Annotated in this window: 24 protein-coding genes; 11 read left to right on the top strand and 13 right to left on the bottom strand. The window is 63.2% G+C overall.

The features are described 5' to 3' along the window. Nucleotides 1-158 precede the first annotated feature (158 nt). From B5527_RS33140 to B5527_RS33115, 6 genes are all read left to right on the top strand, one after another. Nucleotides 159-1,016, top strand: coding sequence for a D-amino-acid transaminase (locus B5527_RS33140; RefSeq protein ID WP_079605249.1), 858 nt, complete (start codon nt 159-161; stop codon nt 1,014-1,016). Between the two features lie 270 nt (nt 1,017-1,286). Next, nucleotides 1,287-2,084, top strand: coding sequence for a transcriptional initiation protein Tat (locus B5527_RS33135; protein ID WP_079607696.1), 798 nt, complete (start codon nt 1,287-1,289; stop codon nt 2,082-2,084). A 14-nt stretch (nt 2,085-2,098) separates the two neighbouring features. Beyond that, the gene (locus tag B5527_RS33130) at nt 2,099-3,082 is read left to right on the top strand and encodes a molybdate ABC transporter substrate-binding protein (protein WP_079605248.1); all 984 of its coding nucleotides are present in this window, start codon (nt 2,099-2,101) and stop codon (nt 3,080-3,082) included. Between the two features lie 28 nt (nt 3,083-3,110). Further along, the gene (locus B5527_RS33125) at nt 3,111-4,214 is read left to right on the top strand and encodes a TQO small subunit DoxD (RefSeq protein ID WP_079605247.1); all 1,104 of its coding nucleotides are present in this window, start codon (nt 3,111-3,113) and stop codon (nt 4,212-4,214) included. 183 nt (nt 4,215-4,397) lie between these two features. Further along, complete coding sequence (locus B5527_RS33120) at nt 4,398-5,684, top strand: serine hydrolase domain-containing protein (RefSeq protein WP_079605246.1); 1,287 nt, start codon at nt 4,398-4,400, stop codon at nt 5,682-5,684. Between the two features lie 42 nt (nt 5,685-5,726). Further along, nucleotides 5,727-6,914, top strand: a complete 1,188-nt coding sequence (locus B5527_RS33115) for an acyltransferase family protein (RefSeq protein ID WP_079607695.1) — start codon at nt 5,727-5,729, stop codon at nt 6,912-6,914. Between the two features lie 235 nt (nt 6,915-7,149). On the opposite strand, the gene B5527_RS33110 is transcribed toward B5527_RS33115, so the two are convergent. Further along, nucleotides 7,150-8,220 (bottom strand): peptidyl-alpha-hydroxyglycine alpha-amidating lyase family protein, encoded by a 1,071-nt coding sequence (locus B5527_RS33110; protein ID WP_079605245.1) that lies wholly within the window; start codon nt 8,218-8,220, stop codon nt 7,150-7,152. 194 nt (nt 8,221-8,414) lie between these two features. Here B5527_RS33110 and B5527_RS33105 point away from each other — a divergent pair, with 194 nt between their 5' ends. The 5 genes from B5527_RS33105 to mctP all read left to right on the top strand — a co-directional run bounded on the left by B5527_RS33105 (nt 8,415) and on the right by mctP (nt 12,633). Further along, complete coding sequence (locus B5527_RS33105; protein ID WP_245332358.1) at nt 8,415-9,374, top strand: tripartite tricarboxylate transporter substrate binding protein; 960 nt, start codon at nt 8,415-8,417, stop codon at nt 9,372-9,374. A 149-nt stretch (nt 9,375-9,523) separates the two neighbouring features. Further along, a complete protein-coding gene (locus tag B5527_RS33100; protein ID WP_079605244.1) occupies nt 9,524-10,138 on the top strand; it encodes a hypothetical protein in 615 nt (204 codons plus the stop codon). Between the two features lie 56 nt (nt 10,139-10,194). Further along, nucleotides 10,195-10,740: a GlcG/HbpS family heme-binding protein gene (locus tag B5527_RS33095; protein WP_079605243.1), complete on the top strand. Its 546-nt coding sequence runs from the start codon at nt 10,195-10,197 to the stop codon at nt 10,738-10,740. A 180-nt stretch (nt 10,741-10,920) separates the two neighbouring features. Then, nucleotides 10,921-11,121, top strand: coding sequence for a DUF3311 domain-containing protein (locus B5527_RS33090; RefSeq protein WP_079605242.1), 201 nt, complete (start codon nt 10,921-10,923; stop codon nt 11,119-11,121). 12 nt (nt 11,122-11,133) lie between these two features. Then, a complete protein-coding gene (gene mctP / locus B5527_RS33085; RefSeq protein ID WP_079605241.1) occupies nt 11,134-12,633 on the top strand; it encodes a monocarboxylate uptake permease MctP in 1,500 nt (499 codons plus the stop codon). Here mctP and B5527_RS33080 read toward each other — a convergent pair. The 12 genes from B5527_RS33080 to B5527_RS33025 all read right to left on the bottom strand — a co-directional run bounded on the left by B5527_RS33080 (nt 12,617) and on the right by B5527_RS33025 (nt 26,057). After that, on the bottom strand, nt 12,617-13,606 hold the full coding sequence (locus B5527_RS33080; RefSeq protein WP_172842735.1) for a Bug family tripartite tricarboxylate transporter substrate binding protein: 990 nt from the start codon (nt 13,604-13,606) through the stop codon (nt 12,617-12,619). The two genes, mctP and B5527_RS33080, sit on opposite strands and share 17 nt — an antisense overlap. A gap of 31 nt (nt 13,607-13,637) precedes the next feature. Beyond that, on the bottom strand, nt 13,638-15,371 hold the full coding sequence (locus B5527_RS33075; RefSeq protein ID WP_079605239.1) for a thiamine pyrophosphate-requiring protein: 1,734 nt from the start codon (nt 15,369-15,371) through the stop codon (nt 13,638-13,640). Next, nucleotides 15,368-16,168 (bottom strand): fumarylacetoacetate hydrolase family protein, encoded by an 801-nt coding sequence (locus tag B5527_RS33070; protein ID WP_079605238.1) that lies wholly within the window; start codon nt 16,166-16,168, stop codon nt 15,368-15,370. The genes B5527_RS33075 and B5527_RS33070 overlap by 4 nt, the downstream gene beginning before the upstream one ends. Nucleotides 16,169-16,181: 13 nt before the next feature. Then, the gene (locus B5527_RS33065; protein ID WP_079605237.1) at nt 16,182-17,549 is read right to left on the bottom strand and encodes an LLM class flavin-dependent oxidoreductase; all 1,368 of its coding nucleotides are present in this window, start codon (nt 17,547-17,549) and stop codon (nt 16,182-16,184) included. Between the two features lie 31 nt (nt 17,550-17,580). Next, nucleotides 17,581-18,633: an Ldh family oxidoreductase gene (locus tag B5527_RS33060; protein ID WP_079605236.1), complete on the bottom strand. Its 1,053-nt coding sequence runs from the start codon at nt 18,631-18,633 to the stop codon at nt 17,581-17,583. Between the two features lie 236 nt (nt 18,634-18,869). After that, nucleotides 18,870-19,163, bottom strand: coding sequence for a hypothetical protein (locus B5527_RS33055; protein WP_079605235.1), 294 nt, complete (start codon nt 19,161-19,163; stop codon nt 18,870-18,872). A gap of 62 nt (nt 19,164-19,225) precedes the next feature. Then, nucleotides 19,226-19,465, bottom strand: a complete 240-nt coding sequence (locus B5527_RS33050; protein ID WP_079605234.1) for a DUF2171 domain-containing protein — start codon at nt 19,463-19,465, stop codon at nt 19,226-19,228. A gap of 58 nt (nt 19,466-19,523) precedes the next feature. Next, nucleotides 19,524-21,065 (bottom strand): MFS transporter, encoded by a 1,542-nt coding sequence (locus tag B5527_RS33045; protein ID WP_079605233.1) that lies wholly within the window; start codon nt 21,063-21,065, stop codon nt 19,524-19,526. Between the two features lie 220 nt (nt 21,066-21,285). After that, entirely contained in the window at nt 21,286-21,753 is a 468-nt protein-coding gene (locus B5527_RS33040; RefSeq protein WP_079607694.1) for a cupin domain-containing protein, read from the bottom strand. Nucleotides 21,754-21,906: 153 nt separating this feature from the next. Next, the gene (galE, locus tag B5527_RS33035; RefSeq protein ID WP_079605232.1) at nt 21,907-22,959 is read right to left on the bottom strand and encodes a UDP-glucose 4-epimerase GalE; all 1,053 of its coding nucleotides are present in this window, start codon (nt 22,957-22,959) and stop codon (nt 21,907-21,909) included. Between the two features lies 1 nt (nt 22,960). Further along, on the bottom strand, nt 22,961-23,785 hold the full coding sequence (locus tag B5527_RS33030; RefSeq protein ID WP_079605231.1) for a WecB/TagA/CpsF family glycosyltransferase: 825 nt from the start codon (nt 23,783-23,785) through the stop codon (nt 22,961-22,963). Continuing rightward, nucleotides 23,778-26,057 (bottom strand): GumC family protein, encoded by a 2,280-nt coding sequence (locus B5527_RS33025; protein WP_079605230.1) that lies wholly within the window; start codon nt 26,055-26,057, stop codon nt 23,778-23,780. The genes B5527_RS33030 and B5527_RS33025 overlap by 8 nt, the downstream gene beginning before the upstream one ends. Nucleotides 26,058-26,113 lie beyond the last annotated feature (56 nt).

Genomic DNA, 26,113 nt, shown 5'->3' with positions numbered 1-26,113 from the left:
CCGGAATCTCGAGATTCCGGGTTCGCATCTTCGATGCGCCCCGGAATGACGAACCAGGGGAGCCACGCGAACGACGCTCCCAATTCGTCGATCAACCCTTAACAATTCGCCTATACTGTGCGAGCAAATCGCCTCAAAGTCCTGCAGGAGAACCCGCTTTGGATCAGATCGCCTACGTCAACGGTTCGTTCGTGCCACTTGCCGATGCCAAGGTCTCGGTGCTCGACCGCGGCTTTTTATTCGCCGACGGCATTTACGAGGTCGCGGCAGTGCTGGACGGCAAATTGATCGACAATGCCTCGCATCTGGCGCGGCTGGAACGTTCGGTCGGCGAGATCTCTTTGGCCTTGCCGGAAACGACTGAGCGAATTCAGGAGATCCAGCGGGAGTTGATCGCGCGCAATCATCTGGTCAATGGCATGGTCTATCTGGAGGTGACGCGCGGCGCCGACACCGGGCGCGATTTCGCGTTTCCAAAAGGCGTGAAGCCGACGCTGGTGATGTTCACTTCGGTCAAGGACATCGTCAACGCGCCATCGGCGAAAACGGGCATCGCGGTGATCACCGTCCCCGACATCCGCTGGGAACGACGCGACATCAAGAGCGTGGCGCTGTTGGCGCAGGTCCTGGCCAAACAGGCCGCCGCGGAAGCCGGCGCCGGCGAAGCCTGGATGATCGAGGACGGCATGGTGACCGAAGGCGGCTCGTCCTCGGCCTTCATCCTGACCCACGACGATGTGCTGGTGACGCGGCAGAATTCATCGGCGATCCTGCCGGGCTGCACCCGCAAGGCGGTGGTTGCGCTGGCCGAAGAGCGGCAGTTGCGCGTCGAGGAGCGGCCGTTCACGGTCGCGGAAGCGCTGGCGGCGAAGGAAGCCTTCATCACCAGCGCCACCGTGTTCGTGCAGGCGGTGGTGTCGATCGACGGCAAGACCATCGCCAACGGCAAACCGGGTCCGATGACTGACCGCCTGCGCGAGATCTACATCGATTTCGCCCGCAACACCGCGCAGTAAATCCCGCGCGCTTTTGATGGCGTCGGGCGCAGCCTGACAAGCCTTCAATCGCGGCGTCAGGCCGTCCTCCTTCCAATGGCGGTTGGAGGATTTCCTCAGCGCCTTCAAAATGAGGGCCTTCCGGGCAGCAGGGCCGCCCTGAGCGCAGCGACCGCGCGGTTCCAGGCTTCTTCAAATCGCGCCGCCCGATTGATTTTATTCAAAAGATTTGTTGGTCGCGATAGTCCGCCGTCCCTATCTCCGGAAAATAGCCAACAGGAGATGGTGACCATGAAGATCGTCACGGGAAGAAGGGGCGTATTGAGAGCATTCGCCTTGAGCACGGCCGCCGGCGCGATCGGCCTTGCATCGGCGCGGGCCAGGCCCGCGTCAGCGGCCGTCGAATCCGCGCTGACGCCGCCCGGCGCCACGGATCTTGACGCCTTGAAGCAGCGCCTGGCGCGGGCGCCCCGCCGTCGTGATTTCAAGACCGTGCCGATGATCCTGACCAATCCCGAGCAATGGGATCACGAAGCCTTGACCGAGGTGCTCTCCTACAAGTCGGCACCCAAGCAGGTCTGGGACAATACCGGGATCGGAAGTCCCTGGCTGAACCTGATGCGCAACTCGCTTAATTCGCAGATCTGGTCGTTCAAGCATCCGGATTTTCTCGCGGTATCGGTCACGCATGGTACGGCCCATCTGGCGCTCTACGATCAGGCGACGTGGGACAAATATCAGCTCACGAGACTGGCCGGGGAGAAGTTCAAGACCAATACGCTGATCCTCGAGCGGAAAGCGGCAACCGGCGATCCCGCTGATTATGAGGACCCGGCGGGGCCCTTCTCCGGCGAGGACAATTCGATCCCTGCGCTGATGCGGCGCGGCGTCGTTTTCATGTCGTGCCACAACGCGATCTGGGAACAGGCCGGGGCCCTCATCAAGGCCGACGTCAATCCCGACAAGCTCTCGCAGGGCGCGCTCGCGGCGGAATTGACCAACCATCTGATCGACGGCGTGGTCCTGATCCCGGGTGCCGTCGGCACGCTGCCCGAGTTGCAGCAGGCCGGCTTTCACTACGCGACGTAGCGGTGAGTTCTGTCATGACACGCTTTCCTCGCGGCATGCTGTTCGGGTTGTCAGCGCTTGCGCTGCTCGCGACGCCGGCGCTGGCCCAAACCGTCACGTCGAGCGGGAAGCAGGAAAGCGTTTTTCCGCCCTGGCAGCACGGCGCCAACAACGACGCGATCGATCGCGGGCTCGGCTTTACGATTCCGGAGGTCGATAACCTCGCCGATTTCCACGGCGATCTCGATTCCCCCAGGCTCGTGCTTTATGTCGGCGGAAATTATTTCTTCGCGATGGCGCGGCTGGTGCAGGCGTTCGAGGCCGATCACCCCGAATACAAGGGGCACATCTACTGGGAAACGTTGCCGCCGGGGCTGCTCGCCCGGCAGATCGAGGCGGGCGGCCGTATCACGGTCGGAAACATGACCTGGACCGCGAAGCCGGATGCCTATTTTGCCGGCCTCATGAAGGTGAAGGGGTTGATCGAGCAGGGCGTGCTGGTCGGACCCGCCGTGCCCTACGCGACCAATGATCTCACCATCATGGTGCCCAAGGACAATCCGGCGCACGTCAAAGACCTCGCCGATCTCGGCAAGCCCGGCATACGCCTGGCGATGCCGAATCCCGAATTCGAAGGCGTCGCCCGGCAGATCAAGATCGCGCTGACCAAAGCCGGCGGCGATGCCCTGGAGAAGATGGTCTATGAGACCAAGGTCAAGGACGGCACCGCAAAACTAACCCAGATCCATCACCGGCAGACCCCGTTGTGGATCATGCAGGGCCGCGCCGATGCCGGCGTCACCTGGCAGTCCGAAGCCGAGTTTCAGGAACAGGCCGGTCATCCGATCAGCCATGTCGCGATTCCCGCCGCCGACAATGCGACGGCGGTCTATGCCGGCGCGGCCGTGAAGGGCGCTCCCCATCCGGACGCGGCCAAGGCCTGGCTCGACTTCATCCATGCGCCCGAGGCGCTGCAGATCTTCGCGCGCTACGGCTTCAAACCTTACATCGCTCACTGAATTCGTCACGACAGGAGAATCAAATCATATGTCGACCCTTATGCTCGATGGCACCGCGGCAGCCACCCATTCAGCCGCCCAACGCAGCAAGGCGGACGCCCTGCGCCTCGCGGCACTCGGCCTGCTGTCGATCCGTTTCATTCAGGGATTCATCTATTGGGGCGGCGGGTCGCGCCGATTCATCTACGCGCCCGCTAAACTCGATCCGCACGCCGCAAGCTGGATGGCCAACAAGTTCCAGTCGGCCATGCCGGGCGCGCTGCTTGGAACCGACCACATCATCGCGTTCCTGCTGCATCATTTCTATCTGCTCTATGTCTCGATGATCCTGTTCAGCGCGGTCGAGGTGATCGCGGGAATATTCCTGATGACCGGCTTTCTGACGCGGGCCGCGGCGCTGGTTTCGATGGGATTGTCAGTCGTGCTGATGCTGATGTTCGGGTGGCAGGGCGCGACCTGCATCGATGAATGGACCATGGCGGCCTGCAATCTGGCGATCGGCGCCACGCTGATGCTTGGCGGCAGCGCCGCTTTCTCGCTCGACAGTGCGCTGCTCGCGCGCAAGCCGGCGCTCGCCGAACGCGGCTGGTTCCGCTGGATGTCCGGAGCGCTTCCGCTTCCGATGCGGGGCGGCGCATTCCAGAACTTCGCGCTCGCAGTGTTTGCGGCAACCGTGGTCTTCAACGTCGCCACCTACAACTATTTCCGGGGTTCGGTGGTGACGCCGTTTCACGGCGGCCCGGTTAGCCCCAGCAAGCATCATCTCAGTCTGTCCGATGGTGTCCTGCTGCCGAACGGCGCCGTGCGCTTCCATGCCTATCTCGACGGCGGCACGCCGGCGGCGCCCTCCAACATCATGAGCGCGGTGCTCAAGTCCAATGACGGCGCCGTGCTCGAGCAATGGGACGGTACGGCGTTGAGCCACCTGCCGGCTTCGGCGATCAGCAACGAGTTCGCCTACAACCGCTTTGCACCGGGTCCGTTCGGGCTGCGGGCGAAGATGGGAGCGGTGGCGACGATCACCTTGCCCGTCATCGGCGAAGCCAACGCCGCCAGCCTGCATAACGCCGCGACGTTGCAGTTGCGCACCGTCAACGGCAATACCTTCAACGTCGCCGTCAGACCGGAATAGGAAGCAAAGAGGAAGCGTTATCCGGCCGACCATCGATCTGCCCGGCACTGTGCCGGGCAGCAAAGCCCATCGATCCCAATTCCTTATAACGATTGCAGGGAGGGCAGGCAGGCGTCGACTGGATCGGCCTGCAATGATGTTATAGGCTCCGTCTGTCGTCCAACTGACCGGCTGGACCAACAGATGCTCCCGCGCCATTTCGCGTCATCAGAGCCCTGTGCCACGCTATTCGCCGCGGTTGCCGCCGCGGTATCGGCCTCGGTTTCCCTGCCGGCTGCCGCTGTTCAACTCGGGCCCCCGCCGGGAGCGGTGCTCTCGATCGAAAAGCTCTCGGCCATCGACGATTTCATCGATGGCGAAGTCGCCGCGGGGAGAATTCCCGGCGCCATCGTGCTGATCCAGCGCCACGGCAAGCCGGTCTATTTCAAATGCTTCGGCAAGCGCGACGTCGAGAAGGGTACGCCGATGACGGCGGACGCGATCTTCCCGATTCATTCAGTCACCAAGACCATCACTAGCGTGGCGGCGATGATGCTGGTCGATCGCGGCAGGATCTCGCTCGATGATCCCGTCAGCAAGTACATTCCATCCTTCGCCGGCATGAAGGTCGGCGTCGAGAAAAAAGACGAATTGGGGCGGCCGGTGCTTGACCTGGTGCCGCTGCGCCGGCCCATCAACATCGAGGATCTGCTGCTGCAGACCTCCGGCCTCACCTACGGCTTCTATGGCGAAGGGCTGGTCAAGGCCGCCTATGACGGCATCTATCTCGGCGATTTCGACAATGCCGGGTTCGTCGAGAGGCTGTCGAAGCTGCCGCTGGCCGAGCAGCCGCGCACGCTGTGGGATTACGGGCATTCGACCGACGTCGTCGGCCGCGTGATCGAGGTGGTGTCCGGCCAATCACTCTATCAATTCGAAAAGACGAATCTGCTCGATCCGCTCGGCATGACCACCACGAAATTCTTCCTGACCGATCCGGCCGAACGGGCGCGCTACGCCCAGCCGCTGGCCAGGGACCGCCACGTCGAACGAAACTCGCTTGACGTCACGCGGTGGGAATCCGGCGGCGGCGGGATGGTTTCGACCATCGCCGATTTTGCGCGCTACGGGCAGATGCTGCTGAATGGCGGGACGCTGGACGGCAAGACCTATCTCAGGTCAGCGGCATTCGCCGCGATGACGACGGACCATATCGGGACGGGCTCGGGGGTCGCGCGCAATTATTTCTACTACCCCGGCGACGGTTTCGGATTTGGCTACGGTTTCGGCGTCCGCACCGATCCCGGCAACGCGGTGCCGCCGCCGCCGGGGTCGTTCGGGGAGATCAAATGGGACGGCGCCACCGGCGTTTACATCGTGGTCGACCGCGCCCAGGATATGTTCTTCGTTCTGATGGAGGACTCCCCATCCGGGCGCATGCATGTTGAGGTAACGCTGAAGAAGCTCATTTACGACGCGTTCGAGAAGTGATCCGACCGGCCGCATGAAGCGGCCTTGCGCGGAACGGTTGAGATGCTGCGAAAACCGGACGAAAGCAATCAGGTCATGACGACGCCGGTACGCATCGCAGCGTTCGACCGGGCGCGGACCTTCATCATTCTGCTCGTGCTGCTGCACCACTCCGTTCTCAACTACACCTGGTTCGGCCATGGCGACCCGAAGCGCTGGCTCGGTTTCGATCTGGTGGTGCTGTTCAACGACAGTTTCTTCATGGCCTTCATGTTTCTTGTGTCCGGCCTGTTCGTCCGCGACAGCCTGGTGCGCAAGGGACCGGCGATCTTCCTGCGCGATCGCGCGTGGCGGCTCGGCGTGCCGTACCTGATATCCGTCTTCGTGCTGATTCCGGTCGCGTATTATCCGTCCTTCCTGCGCTACCACTTGCCGGGAACGACGGATTTCAGCTTCGCGCACTTCTGGTGGCGCACCGTCACTGTCGGCCCATGGCCTTCAGGTCCGGCCTGGTTCCTTTGGGTGCTGCTGGCGCTCGACGCGATCGCCGCCGCGGTCTGGGTGTTCGCGCCCCGTTTCATCCCTGCGCTCGGCCAGTTCATTTTCGGCCTGCGCGACCGGCCGGTCAAAGCTTTCCTTTGGTTTCTGATCTTCTCGATCGCAACCTATCTGCCGATGCATCTGGCGTTCGGCGACGTAAGCTGGCTGGAATTGGGCCGGTTCCCGCTTCCGATCCAGAGCAGCCGCATCCTGCTCTATGCGAGCTACTTCTTTATCGGCATCGGCGTCGGCGCAGTCGATCTCAGGACCGGGCTGCTCGCCGAGAACGGCGAACCCGCAAGACGCTGGCCGGTCTGGCTCGCCTTTGCGTTTGTGTTCTACGTCTCGATCCTTGTTCTCGTCTATGCCCACCACAATTGGGTGGCGAATTTCGATTCCCCGCCGCTGCCGTGGAAAGTCGGGTACGGCCTCGCCTTTGCGATGTACAGCGCCGCGATGGCCTTTACGGTGACGGGAATTTTTCTGCACTTTGCGAAATCGCGCTGGAGCCTGCTCGACGCGATGCAGCCTTCGGCCTACGGCATCTACCTCGTGCACTACATCTTCATCATGTGGCTGCAATACGCCGTCTTTGACTATCCGCTTCCCGCGGGCGTCAAGTTTGTGATCGTATTCGCCGGCACGTTCTCGATGAGCTGGGCGGTCACCGCGATGTTGCGGAAGATTCCGCTGGTGGCGCGGATGATTTGAAGCCGGAGCGCAGTGCTGCCGCAACGGCAGTGCGCTCCCTCTCCAACTCAACTCGGGTTTACCCGAGTTGGTCATCTCAAATTATCGAAGTCGGATATATCCGACTTCGATTGGGAGAGGGTGGGGTGAGGGGGTACGGTCCCTCGTTCGACCGTAACCCCTCACCCGGATTTCTCGCTTCGCGTGAAATCCGACTTCTCCCACGGGAGAGGTGAAGCGCACGGGGCCGCTTGCGTCACGGCTTCAGGATCAGCTTCTGCACCCGCCAGTTCAGCAGTTCAGCCGCGTAGATCACGTTCTCGGACGGGCAGGCCATCGCGTGGATCCAGCCGAACTGCTTCAATTGCTTGCCGGATTGGCCGAGCATGCCGAGCACCTTGCCCTCGAGGCTGAGCTTGTAGATCCGGCCCGGCCATGAATCCGAACTGTAGAGCACCTGGTTGGGCGGCGGCGTGATGCAGATCGCCCAGGGCGAGCCAGGCGCAAAGGTGCCGCCGGCGACCATCGCCTCGTCTGGTATCTTGCCGATCGCAGGCTTGGCGCCGGGCGGCACCGGCACGTCGATGGTGATCTGGCGCAGGAATTTTCCCTCGCCGTCGAACACCTGGATCCGCCGGTTGCCGCGATCGGCGACATAGACATTTCCCTTGGCGTCGGTCGCGATCGAGTGCGGGGTGTTGAACTGACCGGGCTCCTTGCCGCGATCGCCCCATGACTTCAGCCAGTTGCCGTCCTTGTCGACCTTGGCGACGCGCGAGTTGATATAGCCATCGCTGATGAAGGTGTCGCCGGCCTTGTCCCAGGCGATGTCGGTGACCTGACGAAACCGGCCGTCCTCGGCCGGAAGCGGCGGCTTTGGATGCTTCAGCGGCCCGGTGTCTTCATCGGAGGCTTCCTGCTTGCGGCCGAACACCATCAACACGCGGCCCTCAGGATCGAACTTGATCACCATGTCCGAGCCCTTGTCGGTTACCCAGATATTGTCCTGGGGATCGATCTTGACGGTATGGGCGAACGACCAGGCGTAAAGGTTCTTGCCGATTTCGCGGATAAATTTGCCTTGCGCGTCGAATTCCAGCAACTGGGTCGCCGCCGCGGCGTAAGCGGGCCCGGAGGTGTTGCCGCGCGACAGCGCGAAAACATGCCCCTTGGAATTGACCGAGACGCCCGACACCTCGCCGAAATACATGTTGGGCGGCAGTTTCAGCGGATTGGGGACGGAGTCGAATGCGATTATGGGCACCGTCTGCTGCGCGAAGGCCGGTGGCGCGATCACCAACAGCAGTCCGACCCACCAATGCTTCATGATATCCTCCCCCAGGGGAATGCCAGTTTTGTTTTCGTGTTTGTAGCGAATGCTAGTCCGTGGCAAGTCCCGGCGTCCATCCTCGCGCGCGCATGCCCATTCACGACCGTTCAGCGCCCAGCGCATGGCGCTGTGCGGCAAGGCATGATCTGATACTGCGTTTTCCCGATATTCAGTTTGCCGGCGGGATGCACATGCCATTTCAACCCAGCACCAAACCAGCATCTTTGTTGTTCGCGCTTGCAGCATTGTTGTTCACAACATTTCCGGTGAACCATGCTTCGGCCGGATATCCGGACAGGATCGTCAGGATCGTCGTTCCCTTTGCCCCGGGTGGCGGGACCGACGTGATCGCGCGGACGCCGGCGCAGGAGATGGCCGGTGATCTGGGCGTCAGCGTCGTCGTCGAGAACAAGCCGGGGGCTGGGACCATCATCGGAACCCAGGCCGTCGCCACTAGCGAACCGGATGGCTACACGCTGCTGATGGGGACATTCGCAAATGCGGTCAATCCCAGCCTGAATGCGAAGCTGCCCTACGACCCGCACCGGGATTTCGCGCCCGTCGCGCTGGTCGCGCGCTCCTTCAATATCGTCGTGGTCAATCCCAAATCCCCGATCCGATCGATTGCCGACCTGATCGCGGCGGCGAAGGCCGATCCCGGCAAATTGTCCTATGGGACATTCGGCATCGGCACCTCAGCGCATCTGGCTGGTGAATTGTTCAAGAACCTGGCCAAGGTCGACCTGACGATGGTGCCCTACAAGGGCGCGGCGCCTGCCATCACCGACCTGATCGGCGGCCAGATCCAGGTGATGTTCACCACGGTCGCCAGCGCCGCCTCGCTGATCGAGGCTGGGCAGTTGCGCGCGCTCGCCGTGACCTCGGCGGAACGTTCGCCGGCATTTCCGCAACTGCCGACCGTCGCGGAAGCCGGCGTATCAGGCTATGCCGCCGAGAGCTGGTACGGCCTGTTCGCGCCGGCCAGGACACCACCCGATGTCATCGACCGCCTCAACAAGTCCGCGGCGGCGGCTGTTCAGTCCGACGCGTTCAAGAAGCTGGCCGTGAATGAGGGCTCGTCATGGTCGCGCGCCCTCCGCAAGAATTCGATCGATATGTGCGCGGCGAGGAAGAGCGCTGGCGCAAGCTGATCCAGGATGCAGGAATCAAGGTCGAATAGCCGCTTTCGCCCTGTTGCAGCGCGGCACGATCCCAAAAGCCAGTTACCCGCTTTGATGCCGGAATAACCCGGCGTCGGGGGTGTTGCAGGAAGACCGTCGCCAAAATCCGGGAGGTCATCATGTACGGGATAGTACAGCGCACGCTTGCTGCCTTCAGTTTCGTCCTGATCTGCATCGCCTTGCCGGCATCGGCGCAGGAAACCGTCCGTATCCGTGGCACCATCGAACGCGTCGAAGGTCCTGTGTACGTGGTCAAGAACCGTGACGGCGCGGAGCTGAAGCTGACGGTGACCGACAATCCGCTGTTTGTCGCAATCGTGAAATCGACGATGGCCGACATCAAGCCGGGCATGTTCGTCGGCTCCACGGGGGTGACCCAGCCTGACGGCAGCCAAAAGGCCATTGAGGTGCATATCTTTCCGGAATCGATGCGCGGCACCGGTGAGGGCCATTACGACTGGGACCTCAAGCCCAATACCAAAATGACCAATGCCAATGTCGAGCAGACCGTTGCCGGCGTCGAGGGACAGACGCTGTCGGTCAAGTACAAGGACGGCAGGAAGAAGCTGCTGGTAACTCCGGAAACCGCGGTTGTCACCTACGTCGTCGGTAACAAGGACGACCTCAAGCCGGGAACCAAAGTTTTCGTCGCGGCCGCGAAAAAACAGCCTGACGGCAGTCTGCAAACCCCGCGCATAACTTATGGCAAGGATGGCTTGACGCCGCCGATGTAAATGCGGCGTTATCGGCCGTGCTTCAAACCACAACAAACTTCAATCGGGAGGACACTATGCGTTCCATCGTTTCGATGACCCTGGCGGCTTGCGCCATTGCCGTACTGAGTTCACCAACCCTTGCGCAAACGCCAGCGCCGGCGACGCCGCCGGCGCCGCCATCCGCGGGCGGGACGCCCGATGCGATGCCGTTCGATATTCCCTATGGCGTGTCGATCGGGCTCGAGCGCGCCAAGCAGGTGATGGCCGCGGCCGAAGCCGAAGCCAAGCGGCGAAACTGGAAGATGAACATCGCCGTGGTCGATACCAACGGCGAACTCGTCCAGTTCGAGCGGATGGAAGGCGCCCAGATCGCATCCGGCCCGATCTCGGTCGGCAAGGCCCGCACCGCGGCGCGTTTTCGCCGCGAGTCCCGCGTGTTCTACAATGCCTATGAAACCGGTCACGCCTATACCGGGACGCTCGACCCCGGCCTGGTCGCGAGCCCCGGCGGATTTCCCCTGGTCGAGGGCGGCAAGCTGATCGGCGCGGTGGGATGCAGCGGCGGCACCGGCGATCAGGACGCCGCCATTTGCAAGGTCGGCGCCGAGGTCATGAAATAGCGCACGCTTTCTGCCCGGCGCCGCGGCGGGCGACCGCCCGCGGCGTCGGCGCGATCCCATGAGCGCGTGTCGATCACCGCGTTGCAGCAACGGCAAATCCGCTGGCGATGCAGCAATTCGGTTGCTAATACTTCGGGCAAGCGAAAATCCGGTTCAGGATGTCGGCCTGGAGATCGTCCCATGTGGATCCTGTTGCTGCTGCCTTTCGTCGGCCTGTTGTGGGTGCCGTTCTATAATTTCATGGAGCCGGCACTGTTCGGTTTTCCGTTCTTCTATTGGTACCAGCTAGCATGGGTGCCGATCAGCTCCGTGCTGATCTGGCTGGTCTATCGCAGTCAGACACCCGACGAAGCTCCGCAAACACCGCAAGGCAATTCCTGACAAGGCATCGCCATGGCCGACCAAATCGACTGGGTTGCTCTCGCGGTTTTCGTGTTCTTCTTTCTGCTCGTCACCGTGATGGGTTTTTTCGCCGCGCGCTGGAAAGCCGGCCCTGTCAACGAGCATCTTGACGAATGGGGACTGGGCGGCCGGCAATTCGGCACCTGGATCACCTGGTTCCTTGTCGGCGGCGATTTCTACACCGCCTACACCGTGATCGCGGTGCCGGCGCTGGTCTACGCGGTGGGCGCCTACGGCTTCTTCGCGCTGCCCTACACCATCATCGTCTATCCCTTCGTGTTCGCCGTGATGCCGGTGCTGTGGAAGGTGGCGCATGCCAACGGCTATGTCACCGCGGCCGACGTGGTCCTTGGCACCTACAAGTCGCGCGGCCTCGAACTCGCGGTCGCGATCACCGGCATGGTTGCGACCATGCCCTATATCGCGCTGCAACTGATCGGGATGGGCGTGGTGATCAAGGCGATGGGTCTGACCGGCGAGTTGCCGATCATCGCCGCCTTCATCATTCTGGCATTGTATACCTACAGCTCCGGCCTGCGGGCGCCGGCGCTGATCGCCTTCGTCAAGGACATCATGATCTATATCGTGGTGCTGGTGGCGGTGGTGGTGGTGCCGGCCAAGCTCGGCGGGTACGCTGCGGTGTTCTCCGCGGCCAACGATGCGTTTACGGCAAAGGGCGGCGCCACCGGCCTGATCTTGAAGCCGTCGCAGATGCTGCCCTATGCGACGCTCGCGCTCGGGTCGGCGCTGGCCGCGTTCATGTATCCGCACACCCTGACCGGGATTTTTGCGTCGAAGTCAGCCAATACCATTCGCAAGAATGCGATCCTGCTGCCGGCCTACACGTTGTTGCTGGGCCTGATCGCGCTGCTCGGCTACATGGCCTGGGCCGCCAACATCAAGGTGACGTCGCCCAACGACGTGGTGCCGATGCTGTTCAAGGCGCTGTTCCCGGCGTGGTTCGCGGGTTTTACGTTTTCGGCGATCGCGATCGGCGCGCTGGTGCCGGCGGCGGTGATGAGCATCGGATCGGCTAATCTGTTCACCCGCAATATCTGGAAATCCTACGTTAATCCCGGCATCAGCCACGCCGGCGAGGCGGCGGTGGCCAAGATCGCGTCGCTGGTCGTCAAGGTCGGCGCGCTGGCGTTCATTATCTTCCTGCCGACGCAATATGCCCTCGACCTGCAACTGCTCGGCGGCTTGTGGATTCTGCAGACCTTTCCGGCGCTGGTGTTCAGCCTGTTCACGCGCTGGTTCCGGTCGGAAGGCCTGCTGCTCGGCTGGGCCGTGGGCATCCTCTGGGGATCGTGGACGGCGTGGAGCAACGGGCTGAAGCCGCTCGCGACCCTCGATCTCGGCGGCGCCAGTTACGTGTTTTATGTCGGGCTCGGCGCGCTGATCCTCAATATCGCCGTCGCGGCCGTCGCCACCGTCATCGTCTCCTGGCTGTCGCCGGAGCGGCGGTCGGGCGTCATTGCTCCATCTTGATATTGCCAGCCCTGGCGACGTCGGTCCACCGCGCGATGTCGGACGCCAGGATTTTGGCGAATTCGTCCGAGGAGTTGCCGACCGATTCGATGCCGAGCGGCTTGAGGCGGGCGATCACATCCGGCAACCGGGCGATCCGCATCAATTCGCCCTCGAGCTTCCTGACGATTGCCGGCGGCGTCGCCTTCGGCACGAAGATGCCGCTCCACAATACCGCGTCGACGTCGGCGCCGGCCTCCTTCATGGTCGGAACGTCCGGAAAATCCGCCATCCGTTTCGGCGCGGCGACCGCGAGCGCGCGGACCTGACCGCCCTTGACCTGGCCCGACACCGGGCCGGCGTCCGCGATGGTCGCGGTGACCTGGTTCGAGATCACCGCCATCACCGAATCGTTGGCGCCTTTGTAAGGAATCTCCTGCATCGGCGCGCCGGTCTTCTGCTTGAACAATTCGGTGGCCAACTGGAACGCGGCCGACGAACTCGAATAATTGGTCTTGTCCGGATTGGCCTTGGCGTAGGCGACAAGCTCGGCCACCGACTTGATCGGCGATGACGCATTGACGATCAGGATCAGCGGAAACGATCCGAGCTCGGAGACCGCGGCGAAGTCGCGGACCGGATCGTAAGGCAGCTTGGCATAGACGGCCGGATTGATCGCCATGGCGCCGCTGGCGCCGACCAAGAGCGTGTAGCCGTCCGGCGCCGATTTGGCGACATATTCGGTCGCGACGATGGCGCCGCCGCCGGGCTTGTTTTCGATGACGACCGGCTGTCCGAGGCTTTCCGACAATTTCTGCCCGACGATCCGCGCGATGATGTCGTTGCCGCCGCCGGGCGTGAAGCCGACGATGATATGGATGGGCTGGGTCGGGTATTTCGAGGGATCTTCCTGGGCCGACGCGGACGTGATCGCGGCAAGCGCGATCCATCCGAGACAGGTGCCCATCAGGAAATGTCGACCCGGGATTCTCATGGCGTTCGACTTCCCTTGCTGTTGCCGGCTTTCAAAGCCGCGTGACGTGAACGTGCAGCACCGCGGCCTTGCCGTCATCGATTGCGGCGAGGCAGCGATCGATCGCTGCGGCGAGTTCATCGGGCTCGGTGACGCATTCGCCATGCGCGCCGAATGCGCGGCCCACGGCGGAGAAATCCCGCGCCTCACCCTGACGGTCCGACCTCAGCCGCGACTGAAACTGGTCGGTCTCGGCCGCGGTGCCCTTCGGGTACACCCGCTGCACCGCCGATTTCACCGCCTGCCAGCCGCCATTGTCCAGCACCACCGTCAGCACGGGAATCTGGTATTGCTGCGCGACCGCATAGACGCTGTCGGGCGAGGAGAAATGAAAGCCGCCGTCGCCGATGACCTGCACGATGCGGCGATCCGGCTGCGCCAGCTTTAGTCCCAGCGCCATGCCGCCGCTGAATCCAAGCCCGCCGCCGGCGAGGCCGACGTAGCTCCGAGGTTTGGTGCGCGTGATGTGCTCCTGCAGGATCGGCGCGTTGCGGATCGCCTCGTTGAGGACGATGTCGTCCTGCGACAGTTTTCCATTCAGCGTCGCGAACACGAAGGCCGGGGTAAGCGCGCCCGCAACGCCCTTGTTGGCGCTGGCATCGGCGCGGCGTCTTGCCAGTTGCTCTCGTGCGCCGCTCCAGCCGGCCATGCGGGCCGCCACGCGGCGGCGATAGGCCTCGTCGGCGCGCGCCTCCACGACATCGAGCACCTGCTGCAGCACGGTGGCGCAGTCGCCCTGGATGCGCATGTCGGTCGGAAATCCCCACATCGGAAAATCCGACTTCAAGGGATCGATGTCGACCTGGATCCATTTGATCGCACCGGCGCGTTTGGCATATTGCGGCACGAAGGGCACGTCGGAATCGAGCAGCAGGCCAAGGTCGGCCTGCTCCAGCAGAGGCAGCGGATCGAAGCCGGCGAAGCACGGCGAATCCTGCGGTATATTGAGGTCGATCGAATTGAATTCCGCGACCCGGATGCCGCAGGTCCGCGCCAGCCGGTCGAGGGCGGCGACCGCTTGCGGCTTGCGGCCGAGATAGGCCGTCAGCGCGATCGGGTTTTCCGCCGCCATCAAGGCTTGCGCGATCGCCTCGACCCGCGCCGGTTCGATGCCGCCGGCGTGCACGCTGCCATAGCGCGCCGGCGGATAGGCCGGCATCGCCGCATCGTCCCATTGCTCCGCCAGCGTCTCGCGCGGCAGCATCATGTAGACCGGCCCCGGCGGATCGCTGTGCGCGAATGCGCTGGCGCGCGCCAATGCCTCCTTCACCACGATGCCGGAAGGCAGCGAATATTCCCATTTGACGTAGGGCCGGACGATGCTGGCGATGTCGAACGGATCCTGCACGAAATGCACATAGGTGTCGCGCGAGCCGGTCAGCTCGCCGTGCAGCGTATAGGGCGCGCGTCCAGCAAACAGCATCACCGGGAGGCGGTAGCGAAACAGGTTCTGGATCGCCATGCAGGCGTTGGCGGTGCCGGCGTCGACATGCACGAACACCGCCTGGGCCCGTCCGGTCGCGAGCGCATAGCCGCCGGCCATGTGCACGGCGACGACCTCGTGCGGGCACAGCACCATTTCGGGGTGTTTTCGCCCCTCCTTGTCCCAGCGCGCCATCTCCTCGATCAGGGAGACGTGATCGGTGCCGAGATTGGCGAAGATGTAATCGATCCCGAGATCGACCAGGCCTTCGAGGAAATGCTGCGCTGTACTGTGGCGGCTCATGCCTTGCTTCCCGGCGCATTCTCCGCGACGAATTTGTTGCGTAGCGTGCCGATACCCGTGATTTCGATCTCGACCACGTCGCCGGCTTTCAGATCGGGCGAAGCGCCGTCGGTGCCCATCCAGATCACGTCGCCGGGCCATAAGGTGAAGTACTTGGTCAGTTCGGCGATGAACGGCTTGATGCCGAAGATCATGTCGTTGGTGCGGAAGCGATTGCTTTCCTTGCCATTCAGTTTCACGACGGTTTCCATGGCATCGAGGTCGACATCGGTCTCGATCCACGGCCCCATCGGCTTGAAGGTGTCGGCATTCTTGGCCCGCCACAGCCCGCGATCGGCTTTCTGCCAGCTGCGTTCGCTGACATCGTTGCCGATGGTATAGCCGAACACACAGGACATCGCGTCGGTCTCGCTGAGGTGTTTTGCCTTTTTGCCGATCACGACGACCAGCTCGCCCTCATAGTGGATCTTCTCGGTGGCGGTTGCCGGGATCACCACATCTTCGTCGTGCGCGATCAGCGCGTTCTGGGCGCGGTAGCCGATCTCGGGGCGATCCGGAACGTTGGGCACCTCGCCGCGCTTGTCGGCGGCCTCCTTGAGATGCTTGAGATAATTCAGGCCGACGCAATAGAACGTGCGGGGCATCACCGGCAGCTCGATCTTCACCTCTGCCAGCGCATGCGAACGCGGTGTGCGCTGCCATTCGCCGAAGGGGTCACCGCTGACCGCAATCACGCGGTCGCCTTCAACGACGCCCCAGGATGTCTGTCCGTTCGCAGTGAAGTTCAGCCAGCGCATGCATTTTCCTTTTTTATTCCGCCGCAACCCGCGGCGATGTTTTCCATGCGCCGGCGGCTGGGCGCGGCAGTCCGAGATTCTCGCGCAGGGTCTTACCGGCATAATCCCTGTGAAACAATCCGCGGCGCTGCAGCTCGGGCACGACATGGCGGACGAAATCGGCGTAGGAGCCGGGCACATAGGTCGCGGCAATAACAAAACCGTCGCAGCCGCGGCCGGCGAACATCTCCTCCAGCCGGTCGGCGATCTCCTTCGGCCCGCCGACGATCGCGTCCGCGGTCTGGCCGCGTCCGCTGAAAGTCACAAAATCCCGCGCGCTCGGGTTGGTCTTGCCCGAGGTCTTAAGCACGCCGTCGCGAATGCCGAGGATGCCCTGCATGCCCTGCAGCTCCGCCGTGGTCAGCGGTTCGTCGATGCCCTTGGAGGCAAAGTCGTAGTTCAGTCCTTCCGACAACAGCGACAAGGCGTCGATTTCCAGCGGCAGCTTCTCGATCAGCGCCATCTTGTCTTCGGCCTCGGATTTTGTCGCGCCGGCGACCGGGGTGACGAGATTGCAGAGGAACATCTGATCGGGATCGCGGCCCGCTTTCGCGGCCTCGGTCCTGATCGCGTCGTAGCCCTGTTTGGCAGCGGCCAGATTGCGCGCCGCCGTGAAGATCACTTCGCCCCATCGGCCGGCAAAACGCTGGCCGCGGCCGCTGGCGCCGGCCTGGATGATGACGGGATGACCCTGGCTCGAACGCGGCACTGTGAACGGCCCGCGCGACTTGAAGAATTTTCCGTTGTGGTCGAGCCGTTTGACCTTGTCCGGGTCGGCGAAGCGGCCGCTTTTCTTGTCGATCAACAGCGATCCGTCTTCCCAGGAATCCCAGTGGCCGAGCACCACTTCCATGAATTCGTCGGCGCGGTCGTAACGGAAATCGTGATCGAGATGGGCGTCCTTTCCCATATTGTGGGCCTCGCCGTCATTGACCGAGGTGACCACGTTCCAGGCGGCGCGGCCGCCGGTCATGAGGTCGAGGGTGGCGAAGCGGCGGGCGATGTCGAACGGTTCGAAATATGTGGTCGAGCCGGTCGAGGCGAGGCCGAGCCTTTCCGTCGCCATGCCCATTGCCGTCAGCACCACGATGGGATCCATCTTGACGCAGCGGATTCCGTATTCGACGGTATGGGCGTGATCGTTGCCGTAGCGGTCCGGCATCGCCAGGCGATCGTCGAAAAACGCCATGTGGAATTTTCCGGATTCGAGAATCCGGCCGATCTCCTGGTAATAATCGGCGGACATCGAATCGTCGTGCGATTCCGGATGCCGCCACGAGCTCGGCAGGTTGGTGCAGTTCTGCGCCTGCAGGAAGCCCACCATCACCATCTGCCGTGTCATGCTGCTCTCCCTGTGGCGGCCGAACGCGAGTTCACGCGAGATCGAGTTCAGCGGCCAATTTGTATTCGCCGGCGAGCGCGCGCAACTTGTCCCAGGTGGCGTCCTCGATTTCGATGCCTGCGGCCCTGCGCTGCTGCTCCCGGATATATTCGACCTCGCCGGGATAGAACACGCCGGGTGAACCTTCGGACGGCGGCGTGGCCTTGAGATAGCGCGCGAATTCGGCGACCTCCTTCTTGAAGTCCTTCAAGGGGCGGAACGCGGCGACGTTGAACACCGCCATGAAGCATCCGTCATTGTGGCGGCCGGTCGGCTCGACCCCGAAGCCGAGGCCCGTAAGCAGCCCGCACAGTACCTCGACCATCGCAGCCAGGCCTGAGCCCTTGTAGCCTTCGCTGCCGCCGAGCGGCAGCAGCGCACCACCCTTGCGGAATTGTTTGGGATCGGTGGTTTGCCGTCCGTCGCTGTCGACGATCCAGCCGGTCGGGATTTCCTCGCCTCGCGCGGCGGCGAGCTGGATCTTTCCGGCCGCGACCGCCGAGGTCGCCATGTCCAGATAGAACGGCGCCTCGAGGTCTGACGGCACCGCGATCGAAATTGGATTGGTGCCGAGCCGCGCCTCGCGGCCCCCGAACGGCGCCACCGCTTTGGGAGAGCGCCCGGAATCGGCGGTGGCAAGCCCGATCATGCCTTCGCGCATCGCCATCATGGGATAGGCGGCAAGCCGTCCGACGTGGCTTTGCCGGAACACGGTGCAGGCCGCGAGGTTGGCGGTCTTCGCCTTCTCGATTGTCAGCGCCATCGCCTTGGCGTTGACATGAAAGCCAAAACCCCAGTGGCCGTCGATCACGGTGGTGGTCGGCGATTCCTGCACGATCGTCCACGGCGCACCCGGAACGATATGACCCACTTTGATACGGTCAATATAGGTCGGGATCGCAATGATCCCGTGCGAATCATGGCCGGCGAGATTGGCGTTGACGCAGCCGACCGCAACGGCCCTGGCTTCCTCTTCCGACGCGCCGGCGGCCCTGAGTAATGCCGCGCCAATGCGCGTGAGACGGTCGGCCTGCACCATCGGCATGGGATTTCCTTGCTCAAAGCCCGCGCGAACAGCGGGTCTTGCTTGTTGTCGCTTGCTTCTCTTCCTGGGCTCATGGTCTCAAAGCGATGGCCCGATGGCAATGACTTGGCGCCGGAAATTTCGCCCTGGTCCGAACCCGTTCCGGCCCGATGGACGCAACGAAATGCAGGGCTATCTTTTCAGCAAGCCGGGCCGGCGTCCGAGACGGAAGAAAGCCGCGGTATAGCCACGCGGGCCTAAGCCGGATCCGGCTGCCACGTCCGGCGCGGAAAATCGTCGGGCCACGGCAGCGACGTCTGGTCGGCGAGCGATTTGAGGAACACATTGGCGCCATCGGCGTAACTCGCGCCATAAGGCAATTCCAGGCGGACGCACCAGTCGGCCGGCATCGGTTGCATCACGTGCCGCGCCTCGAACGCCGGTCCCCACCACCAGCCCGGGGCGGACGATCTCTCGTGCTCTGGGACTGCGCGCCATCGCGCGAATTCGCGCACGGTGCGTTCGAATTGCACGTTTGCAGCCTGAGGCATCGAATTCCCCGTGATCTCCGGTGATACGCGTATTCGCAGCGCGAGCAATGCGTGCCGGCCACCTACTGTCGGCAGTGCTCCCAGTGTGTTGTCACGTCCGCGCCCGATCTGTTCAGGTGCACGTGCTGATCGATATGATCAATCCACGACACCGGAATGAAGTGGTGTTGCTGGCCGTCGGGCGAACTCTGTTTGGTCAGCTTGATCTTGTCGGGACCCTGCAGGTGGTCGACCTTTCCGACCGTTTTTCGATCCGAGGAAATGACGTCCATATGCTCCCTAATCAGCGAGGTATCGGCCATGTCCGTACTCCCGTAAACAGATGGGAAAAAGAAACGCGCCATCGACGGATAAGTTGCGTCACGTGTTTGAGCGCGCCGATTCCGGGCTGATTGGCCGGATCGATAGCGCGCCCGCGATGCCGCCGAGCATCGCGCAGAACGCTGCCACCATCATTACCGTCTGCAATGCGCGGTCGAATGCAACCCTGACGCCCTCAGCGACGCCGGCCTGTCCCGCCAGAACCATATTCAATGCCTCATTGGCGCGTGCGGGCGGCAGCCCGACAAGATGCTGTGAAAAGCTGGCGAACAGCACCGCGCCAAACGCTGCGACCGCAAGCAGGCCAGCCACCCGGGCGATCGCGTTGTTGACACCGGACGCGATGCCGGCGCGAGCCTCGCCGACAGACGCCATCACCGTCGACGTCAACGGTGGAACCGTCATGGTCATGCCGACGGCCATCACGCAGATCGCCGGAAACACGCCGATCCAGTACGATTCCCTGAGATCGACAAAGGCGAGCATCGCCAGTCCGCCGGCCAGGATGATGGGCCCGATGGTGAGCGGCAGCCGCGGCCCGAAACGGTCGGCAAACCTGCCCGCGAAGGAGGCCCCGAAACCCAGGATCAGAGCCAAAGGCAAAAGCGCCGCGCCGGCCTCGGTCGCGGAATAACCGCCGAGCCGGATCAGGCCGAATGGCAGATAATACAGTGCGCCGCCAAACGCGAAGTACAGCAGCAGCGTGAGCGTGTTGGTTCCCGAAAAATTGCGCGACCTGTAGAACGACAATGGCATCATCGCCCGCTCACCAGATCGGGCCTCGATCGCAACGAACGCTGCAAGGAATGCAACTCCCACTCCGAGTGCGCCGAGCACGGTTTTGTCATGAAATCCCGACGCGGGAATGGCGCCCAGCCCCCGGGTGAGGGCCGCGAGTCCGATGGCGATCGTGACCGCGCCGCTCAAGTCGAGCGACTTTGCCTCGGGGTCGCGGCTTTCGCAGGCAAAACCGGCCGCAAGTCCGGCCGCGGCCACAGCCAGCGGCACATTGAGCAGGAAGATCGCCCGCCACGACACCTGATCGACGAGCCAGCCGCCGAGTAGCGGACCGGCCGCCATCGTCAGCGCGCCGGCACCCGCCCATATCCCAATCGCGTGGCTGCGCTCGTGTTCGTCGAAAGTCGCCCCCAGCATCGCCAGACTGGCCGGCGTCAGCAGTGCGGCGCCGACACCTTGAACCGCGCGGCTGACGACGAGCACGGTAATGTCCGGCGAGAGCGCGCAGGCGATCGAGGCGGCCGTAAACAGCCCGACGCCCACAAGAAAGATCCGCCGGCGTCCATAGAGATCGGCGGCCGAACCCCCGACCAACACCAGGGCGCCGAGCAGCAGCAGATAGCCGTTGACAATCCACTGCGTCGACGCCGCGTCCGCATGCAGCGCCTGCTGGATGGCGGGGAGGGCGATGTTCACCACCGAGCCATCGATAAATGCCATGCTCGATCCGAGGATCGTTGCCGCCAAGGTCAGGCGCTTGCGCTTCTGTGTCAGTGCAACGGGAAAGGCCGGCGTGGCCCGGATGATATTGGCGTCGCAGGGCGCCTGTATTGAACCAACCATGTGAGCCTCGGTCGAGCGCGGCTAAGTCAGCGCATAGCGGGTGGAGGTGCTGTGCACCGCGCTTGCCCCCACATTGCCGCGGCGCTCCGGGTTGATGAGCAACCAATGCAAGATGTCCCTCATGGAGAGGAGCGTCTTCGCGCGTCTCGAACCATGAGCTGGTCCCATCCTTCGAGAGGCCGCGCTTCGCGCGGCTCCTCAAGATGAGGTAGTTATCTCTTTATTTCTCTTCCGCCGCGGTTGAAGTCGCCGGACCTTCACCCATGATCAAAAGAACGGCGTCCTCGTCCTTGGCGCCGTCCCAGTGCACCTGTTTGCCGAAATGCGTGACAAAGCTTCCGGCAGGCATCGGGGTAGTGTTGGCCGGATCGAATTTGGGGCCGGAGCCTACCCACCAGGTACCCTGCAGCACGACGATGTAGCGGTCATTGGGATGAAAGTGCGGCCGGCTGAAATGGTTGCCCTTGGTCCATTTGGTATAGACGGCGTAAAACCCCGGTTTGGTCGGATCGCCGACAACGACGGCGCTTTGCCCGCCGCGGGCATCGACCGGACCCCACGGAATCTGGTCCGGCAGCTTGTAGATGACGGCGGCGGGGTTGAGTTCGGCCGCGGAGCTGATGCTCAACATGCCGGCCAGAGAGATCGGGATTGCGAGGTAGCGCCAAAACCGGTTGGTGGCCTTCATGTTTCCTCCGTTTGAATTCGGTGAGCCGAAACGCCGCGAGCTCATCCCTTGGTTGTTGCACTGATGCTAGCCGGTCTCATTCTCGCCGTGCAAGCCGTGCGTGTGCATGACAGCCGAGACCGCACACAACGCTAGTGCAGCATGGAAAGGGTGTTAGGTGCGCGATCGAGCCGCTGCAGCCGGAGAAAGGCCTGCTTCGCTGCAAGGAGTCTCCCCCGTCTTCAGCGGATGGGCCGTCCGGTGCCATGCCCATGCGGTCCGGATGATGGTGGCAAGATCCGAATGGACGGGGCGAAACTTCAGGGTCTCGCGCGCTGCGGTCGGGTCGGCGACCAGGTAGGCCGGATCGCCCGGTCGCCGCGGCATGACGACATGGGGTACCTCGCGGCCGGTCTCGGCCGCGATCGCCGCGAGGATCTCGCGCACCGAAAAGCCGGTGCCGGTGCCGAGATTGAAGGCGCCGCCGGAATGCCCCTGCATCAGCAATCGCAGCGCAAGCACGTGCGCCGCCGCCAGATCGCTGACATGGATGTAATCGCGGATCGCGGTGCCGTCGGGGGTGTCGTAATCGGTGCCGAACACCGCGAAATCCCCGACATGGCCCTGCAGCGCCATCATGGCGCGGGGAATGAGATGAGTTTCGTTGTCGCGGAGTTCGCCGATGCCGCCGGAGGCGTCGGCGCCGCTGGCGTTGAAATAGCGCAGGCAGAACGATCCCAGCCCGTAGGCAATGCGATAATCGGCGAGGATGCGCTCGATAATCCATTTCGAGGTGCCGTAAGGGTTGATCGGCGCGCAAGCATAGCTCTCGGGCAGGGCGCTGCTGTCGGCGTTGCCATAGACCGCGCCGGTAGAGGAAAACACCAGGCGATTGCACCCGGCCTCGCGCATCCCCTTGAGCAGCGACAGCGTGCCGACGACATTGTTCCAGTAATATTTCTGCGGATCGGCGACGGACTCGCCGACCAGGCTCGAGGCCGCGAAGTGCATGACCGCGACGATGTTGTGCTGCGCGAAGGTCTCAGCGAGCGCAGTCTCGTCCCGGACGTCGCCGACAACCAGCGAACCGGTGACGAAGCCGCGATGGCCGGTCGACAGATTATCGTAAGCGACCGGGTGATAACCGGCCGCGATCAGCGCCCTGCAGCAGTGTGAGCCGATATAGCCCGCGCCGCCGGTAACCAGAATCGCCGGACGATCGTTCATATTAGTCTCGCGGTGTTCGATCGGTGCTTGAGGATCGGCTCTTGTTGAACAGCAGATAGAGCGCGCGGGGATTGGTGGTGAGATAGCGCCAGAACAGCCGGCGCGGCTCCAGCCAGATCCGCCACGCCCATTCGAGCCCAAGTTCCTGCATCCATTGTGGCGCGCGTGCGCGGCTTCCCGACAGGAAGTTGAACAATCCGCCCGATGTCTTGATGACGCCGACATTGGACAGGCGGGGCGTGAATTCCTCGACAAAGGCCTGCTCGTAGGGGACGCCGAGCGCCACCCACAGATAGTCCGGCGCCAGCGCGTTGATCTCGTCGACCTTGTCGCGCAGGGCGTCGCCCTTCAGGTAGCCGTGCGAACGCCCGACGATCTGCAGATCGGGATACATTTTCCCGACATTGGCGACGGCGGCGGCATTTTCGTCTTCATCGGCGCCGAACATATAGAAGGTCAGTCGCGCCGCTTGCGCTTTTCGGGCTACGACGTGAAACAGGTCGGTGGTCGCGACGCGTTCCGGCAGCGGCGTCTTTGATTTCAGCCGCGACACCGTGACGAGCGGCTGTCCGTCGGCATTGATCAGATCGGCCGCCCGGAACAGCCGCCCGGTCATCGGTTCGGTCGAACAGCGCGCCAGCACTTCGCCGTTGGCGGAAGTCAGGTACAGCGGACGGCGGAGCCGGCGTTCCGGGAAAACCATGTCGATCATGAAATTGGCGGTCTGCTCGATATCGAGCACGGCGACCCGCATCCCGCCCAGCGAGATTCTGGGCACGCCCGCCGTGGCCGCTCTTCCTACGGGATTTGTGCGGCGCTCAAGCATATTGTTTGTCTCGTTGACGGCCGACGGTTACGCTTTGCAGTTCGCAGAGGATGACACCGGCGAGCTTGCGCTCCGCGCCGCCGAGGGCTGCGATGATGTCTTCCATGCAGTCGTTGATGTCGAGGCTCACCGGCAGAACCGCGACGAGGCCGTCGGCGATATCGAGCAGCTTGCGATCGGCCGCGCTCCAGGGCATCGCCGGCCCGTCGAGGATCACGAGATCGTAGCCGCCGGCGGAGCGCGCCTGGGCGATCGCCTTGCGGATCGCGGCGCTCACGGTGGCGTCGGATCCCTTGACGACAGGCAGGATCGAGATTCCGTTCGCGGTCCGGATCGCACGGGAAAGTGTGGCGCCGATGCTGAGCCAGCCGAGGCGGCTGGTCTCGCTTTTGCCGAGTCCATTGATCTTGTTCGAAACAGCATGGGTGACGTGATCGGCGTCGATCATCAGCACCTTGGCGCCGTCGCGTGCCGCCGCCAGCGCGACATTGAGCGCAGCAATGCTGCGGTCTTCGTCGGCACCGGTGCCGATCACGGCCATCACCGGTGTCGCGGCGGCGGGCGAACACTTCGCCACGGTTGCGCGCAGCTCGCGCATGCTGTTGAGGAAAGTGGTTAGCGGGAAGCCCGGGCGCAGCGTCGGCCAGCCCAATCGCGTCAGGTCGGGAATTCCGCCGGTTGTCAGGATTCCGCTCAGCGTCCGCATCACGTCGGACTCCTGCAAGCGTGCGATCAGCGGCTTTTCGATCGCGGCGATCGTTGGCTGCACCCGGGATTGATTGACTTGCAGCGGCTTCGACGGCGGCGCCGATGAATTTTTCTCGGCAGCTGCCGGCTGCGGTTCGCTGGTGTCAGGGGACAGCCGGTCGGCGGCGACAGTCCACGCCGCCGCACCGAGCGCGCCGAGTGCGAAGCCGATCATCGCCAGCAGGCTCATGGCCGGCGGGAAGATGCGCCGCTGCGGCACGGTGGCTTCGCCGATCACGCGCGCACTCGAGGTGTTGAGGCTTTCCTGCTCCTCGGTTTCGCGCGAGCGCTTCAGGAAGGATTGATAGACGTCGCGGCTGGCCTCGACGTCGCGTTCGAGTTCGCGAAGCCTGACCGAAGCCTGGCTGAGCTGGACGCTCTGGCGCTTTTGCGCCTCCAGTGCCTTGTTGAGGGAGGCTTCATAATCGCGGGCACGAGTGAGGTCGTTCTTTGCCGACTGCGCGAAGCGCTCGACTTCTTCATTGACGGTGTGGCGCAGGTCTTCGACCTGTTTCTCGATCTGGCGCAGCGCCGGATGCAGCGGCCCCAATTCGCTCGTCATCTCCGCATAACGCTTGCGAGCCTCGGCATATTGCGCGCGCAGATTGGCGATGGTCGGAGACTGCAGCGCCTCGGGAATGGCGCCGGCATCGGTCGAGGCACGGCGGCTGGCTTCGATCTGGTCGTATTTGGCCTGGGCGTCGAGCGTCAGCGCCCGGGCCGCGGCGAGGCGCTGGTTGCTCGCCGAAAGCTGCTGGTCGCTGATCAGCGTGTCCTGGGTGCCGACGAAATTATTCTGCGCCTTGTAGACCGCAAGCGCGTTCTCGGCGTTGCGAAGCCGTTCCTGCAATTCCTTGAGACGGCCCGAGAGATCGGTCGTCGCCCGCCGCGCGGCGGTGGCCTGCGACTTCTTCGATTCCGCCAGATAGGCCCGGGAGAGCGCGTTGGCGAGCATCGCGGCCTTGGCCGGGTCGCGCGACCAGACGTCGATGTCGACGATGAAGGTGCGGTCGGGCTTCTTCACATTGATGTGGCGGCTCAAGGCGTCCAGCGCCGCCATCTGGCCGAGGTTGACGTCGGCGGCGGACCGGCTCTCGATCCCGAACAGTCCGAGCAGCGATGCAAAGATGCCCCTGGATTCGCCGCCGAACTCCGGATCCTTGTCGAGATTGGTGTCCTTGATGACCTGCAACAGCACGTTGTTCGAAGTAATCAGGCGCGCCTGGCTTTCGACCACCATCGCCAGACCGGAAATATCCTGGGAGCGAGGGGTGAGTTCGCGATCGACCAGCTGCAATTCGCGGGGATCGACGTAAAGCTGGGCGGTCGCCGAATATTTTGGCGAGAGACTTTTGCCGATCATGACGGCGATGCAGGCGCAAATCAGCCCAGCCATCGCGATCGCGATCTTTCGCTGCCACAGCAAACCGGTCAGCTGCAGCACGCTGAAGCCCGCCGACATTCGCGGCGGTGCCGGCCGATCGTCCGGCGTGGCCTGGTTTATCGGTTGATCATAGACAAGCATGGGCCCCAGCTTCCGTTCGAACTGCCGCACGCACCGGCTGAGGGGTTACTCTTCGG

The sequence above is a fragment of the Bradyrhizobium erythrophlei genome, assembly GCF_900129425.1.
In the GTDB taxonomy this organism is placed as follows: domain Bacteria; phylum Pseudomonadota; class Alphaproteobacteria; order Rhizobiales; family Xanthobacteraceae; genus Bradyrhizobium; species Bradyrhizobium erythrophlei_C.
This window is presented reverse-complemented; position numbering and strand designations above follow the sequence as displayed.

What these genes read in the sequence shown, in the direction of transcription:
- B5527_RS33135 (WP_079607696.1), top strand. Translation starts at nt 1,287, where the DNA reads ATGAAGATCGTCACGGGAAGAAGGGGCGTATTGAGAGCATTCGCCTTG.
- B5527_RS33130 (WP_079605248.1), top strand. Translation starts at nt 2,099, where the DNA reads ATGACACGCTTTCCTCGCGGCATGCTGTTCGGGTTGTCAGCGCTTGCG.
- B5527_RS33125 (WP_079605247.1), top strand. Translation starts at nt 3,111, where the DNA reads ATGTCGACCCTTATGCTCGATGGCACCGCGGCAGCCACCCATTCAGCC.
- B5527_RS33120 (WP_079605246.1), top strand. Translation starts at nt 4,398, where the DNA reads ATGCTCCCGCGCCATTTCGCGTCATCAGAGCCCTGTGCCACGCTATTC.
- B5527_RS33115 (WP_079607695.1), top strand. Translation starts at nt 5,727, where the DNA reads ATGCTGCGAAAACCGGACGAAAGCAATCAGGTCATGACGACGCCGGTA.
- B5527_RS33110 (WP_079605245.1), bottom strand. Translation starts at nt 8,220, where the DNA reads ATGAAGCATTGGTGGGTCGGACTGCTGTTGGTGATCGCGCCACCGGCC.
- B5527_RS33105 (WP_245332358.1), top strand. Translation starts at nt 8,415, where the DNA reads ATGCCATTTCAACCCAGCACCAAACCAGCATCTTTGTTGTTCGCGCTT.
- B5527_RS33100 (WP_079605244.1), top strand. Translation starts at nt 9,524, where the DNA reads ATGTACGGGATAGTACAGCGCACGCTTGCTGCCTTCAGTTTCGTCCTG.
- B5527_RS33095 (WP_079605243.1), top strand. Translation starts at nt 10,195, where the DNA reads ATGCGTTCCATCGTTTCGATGACCCTGGCGGCTTGCGCCATTGCCGTA.
- B5527_RS33090 (WP_079605242.1), top strand. Translation starts at nt 10,921, where the DNA reads ATGTGGATCCTGTTGCTGCTGCCTTTCGTCGGCCTGTTGTGGGTGCCG.
- mctP (WP_079605241.1), top strand. Translation starts at nt 11,134, where the DNA reads ATGGCCGACCAAATCGACTGGGTTGCTCTCGCGGTTTTCGTGTTCTTC.
- B5527_RS33080 (WP_172842735.1), bottom strand. Translation starts at nt 13,606, where the DNA reads ATGAGAATCCCGGGTCGACATTTCCTGATGGGCACCTGTCTCGGATGG.
- B5527_RS33075 (WP_079605239.1), bottom strand. Translation starts at nt 15,371, where the DNA reads ATGAGCCGCCACAGTACAGCGCAGCATTTCCTCGAAGGCCTGGTCGAT.
- B5527_RS33070 (WP_079605238.1), bottom strand. Translation starts at nt 16,168, where the DNA reads ATGCGCTGGCTGAACTTCACTGCGAACGGACAGACATCCTGGGGCGTC.
- B5527_RS33065 (WP_079605237.1), bottom strand. Translation starts at nt 17,549, where the DNA reads ATGACACGGCAGATGGTGATGGTGGGCTTCCTGCAGGCGCAGAACTGC.
- B5527_RS33060 (WP_079605236.1), bottom strand. Translation starts at nt 18,633, where the DNA reads ATGCCGATGGTGCAGGCCGACCGTCTCACGCGCATTGGCGCGGCATTA.
- B5527_RS33055 (WP_079605235.1), bottom strand. Translation starts at nt 19,163, where the DNA reads ATGCCTCAGGCTGCAAACGTGCAATTCGAACGCACCGTGCGCGAATTC.
- B5527_RS33050 (WP_079605234.1), bottom strand. Translation starts at nt 19,465, where the DNA reads ATGGCCGATACCTCGCTGATTAGGGAGCATATGGACGTCATTTCCTCG.
- B5527_RS33045 (WP_079605233.1), bottom strand. Translation starts at nt 21,065, where the DNA reads ATGGTTGGTTCAATACAGGCGCCCTGCGACGCCAATATCATCCGGGCC.
- B5527_RS33040 (WP_079607694.1), bottom strand. Translation starts at nt 21,753, where the DNA reads ATGAAGGCCACCAACCGGTTTTGGCGCTACCTCGCAATCCCGATCTCT.
- galE (WP_079605232.1), bottom strand. Translation starts at nt 22,959, where the DNA reads ATGAACGATCGTCCGGCGATTCTGGTTACCGGCGGCGCGGGCTATATC.
- B5527_RS33030 (WP_079605231.1), bottom strand. Translation starts at nt 23,785, where the DNA reads ATGCTTGAGCGCCGCACAAATCCCGTAGGAAGAGCGGCCACGGCGGGC.
- B5527_RS33025 (WP_079605230.1), bottom strand. Translation starts at nt 26,057, where the DNA reads ATGCTTGTCTATGATCAACCGATAAACCAGGCCACGCCGGACGATCGG.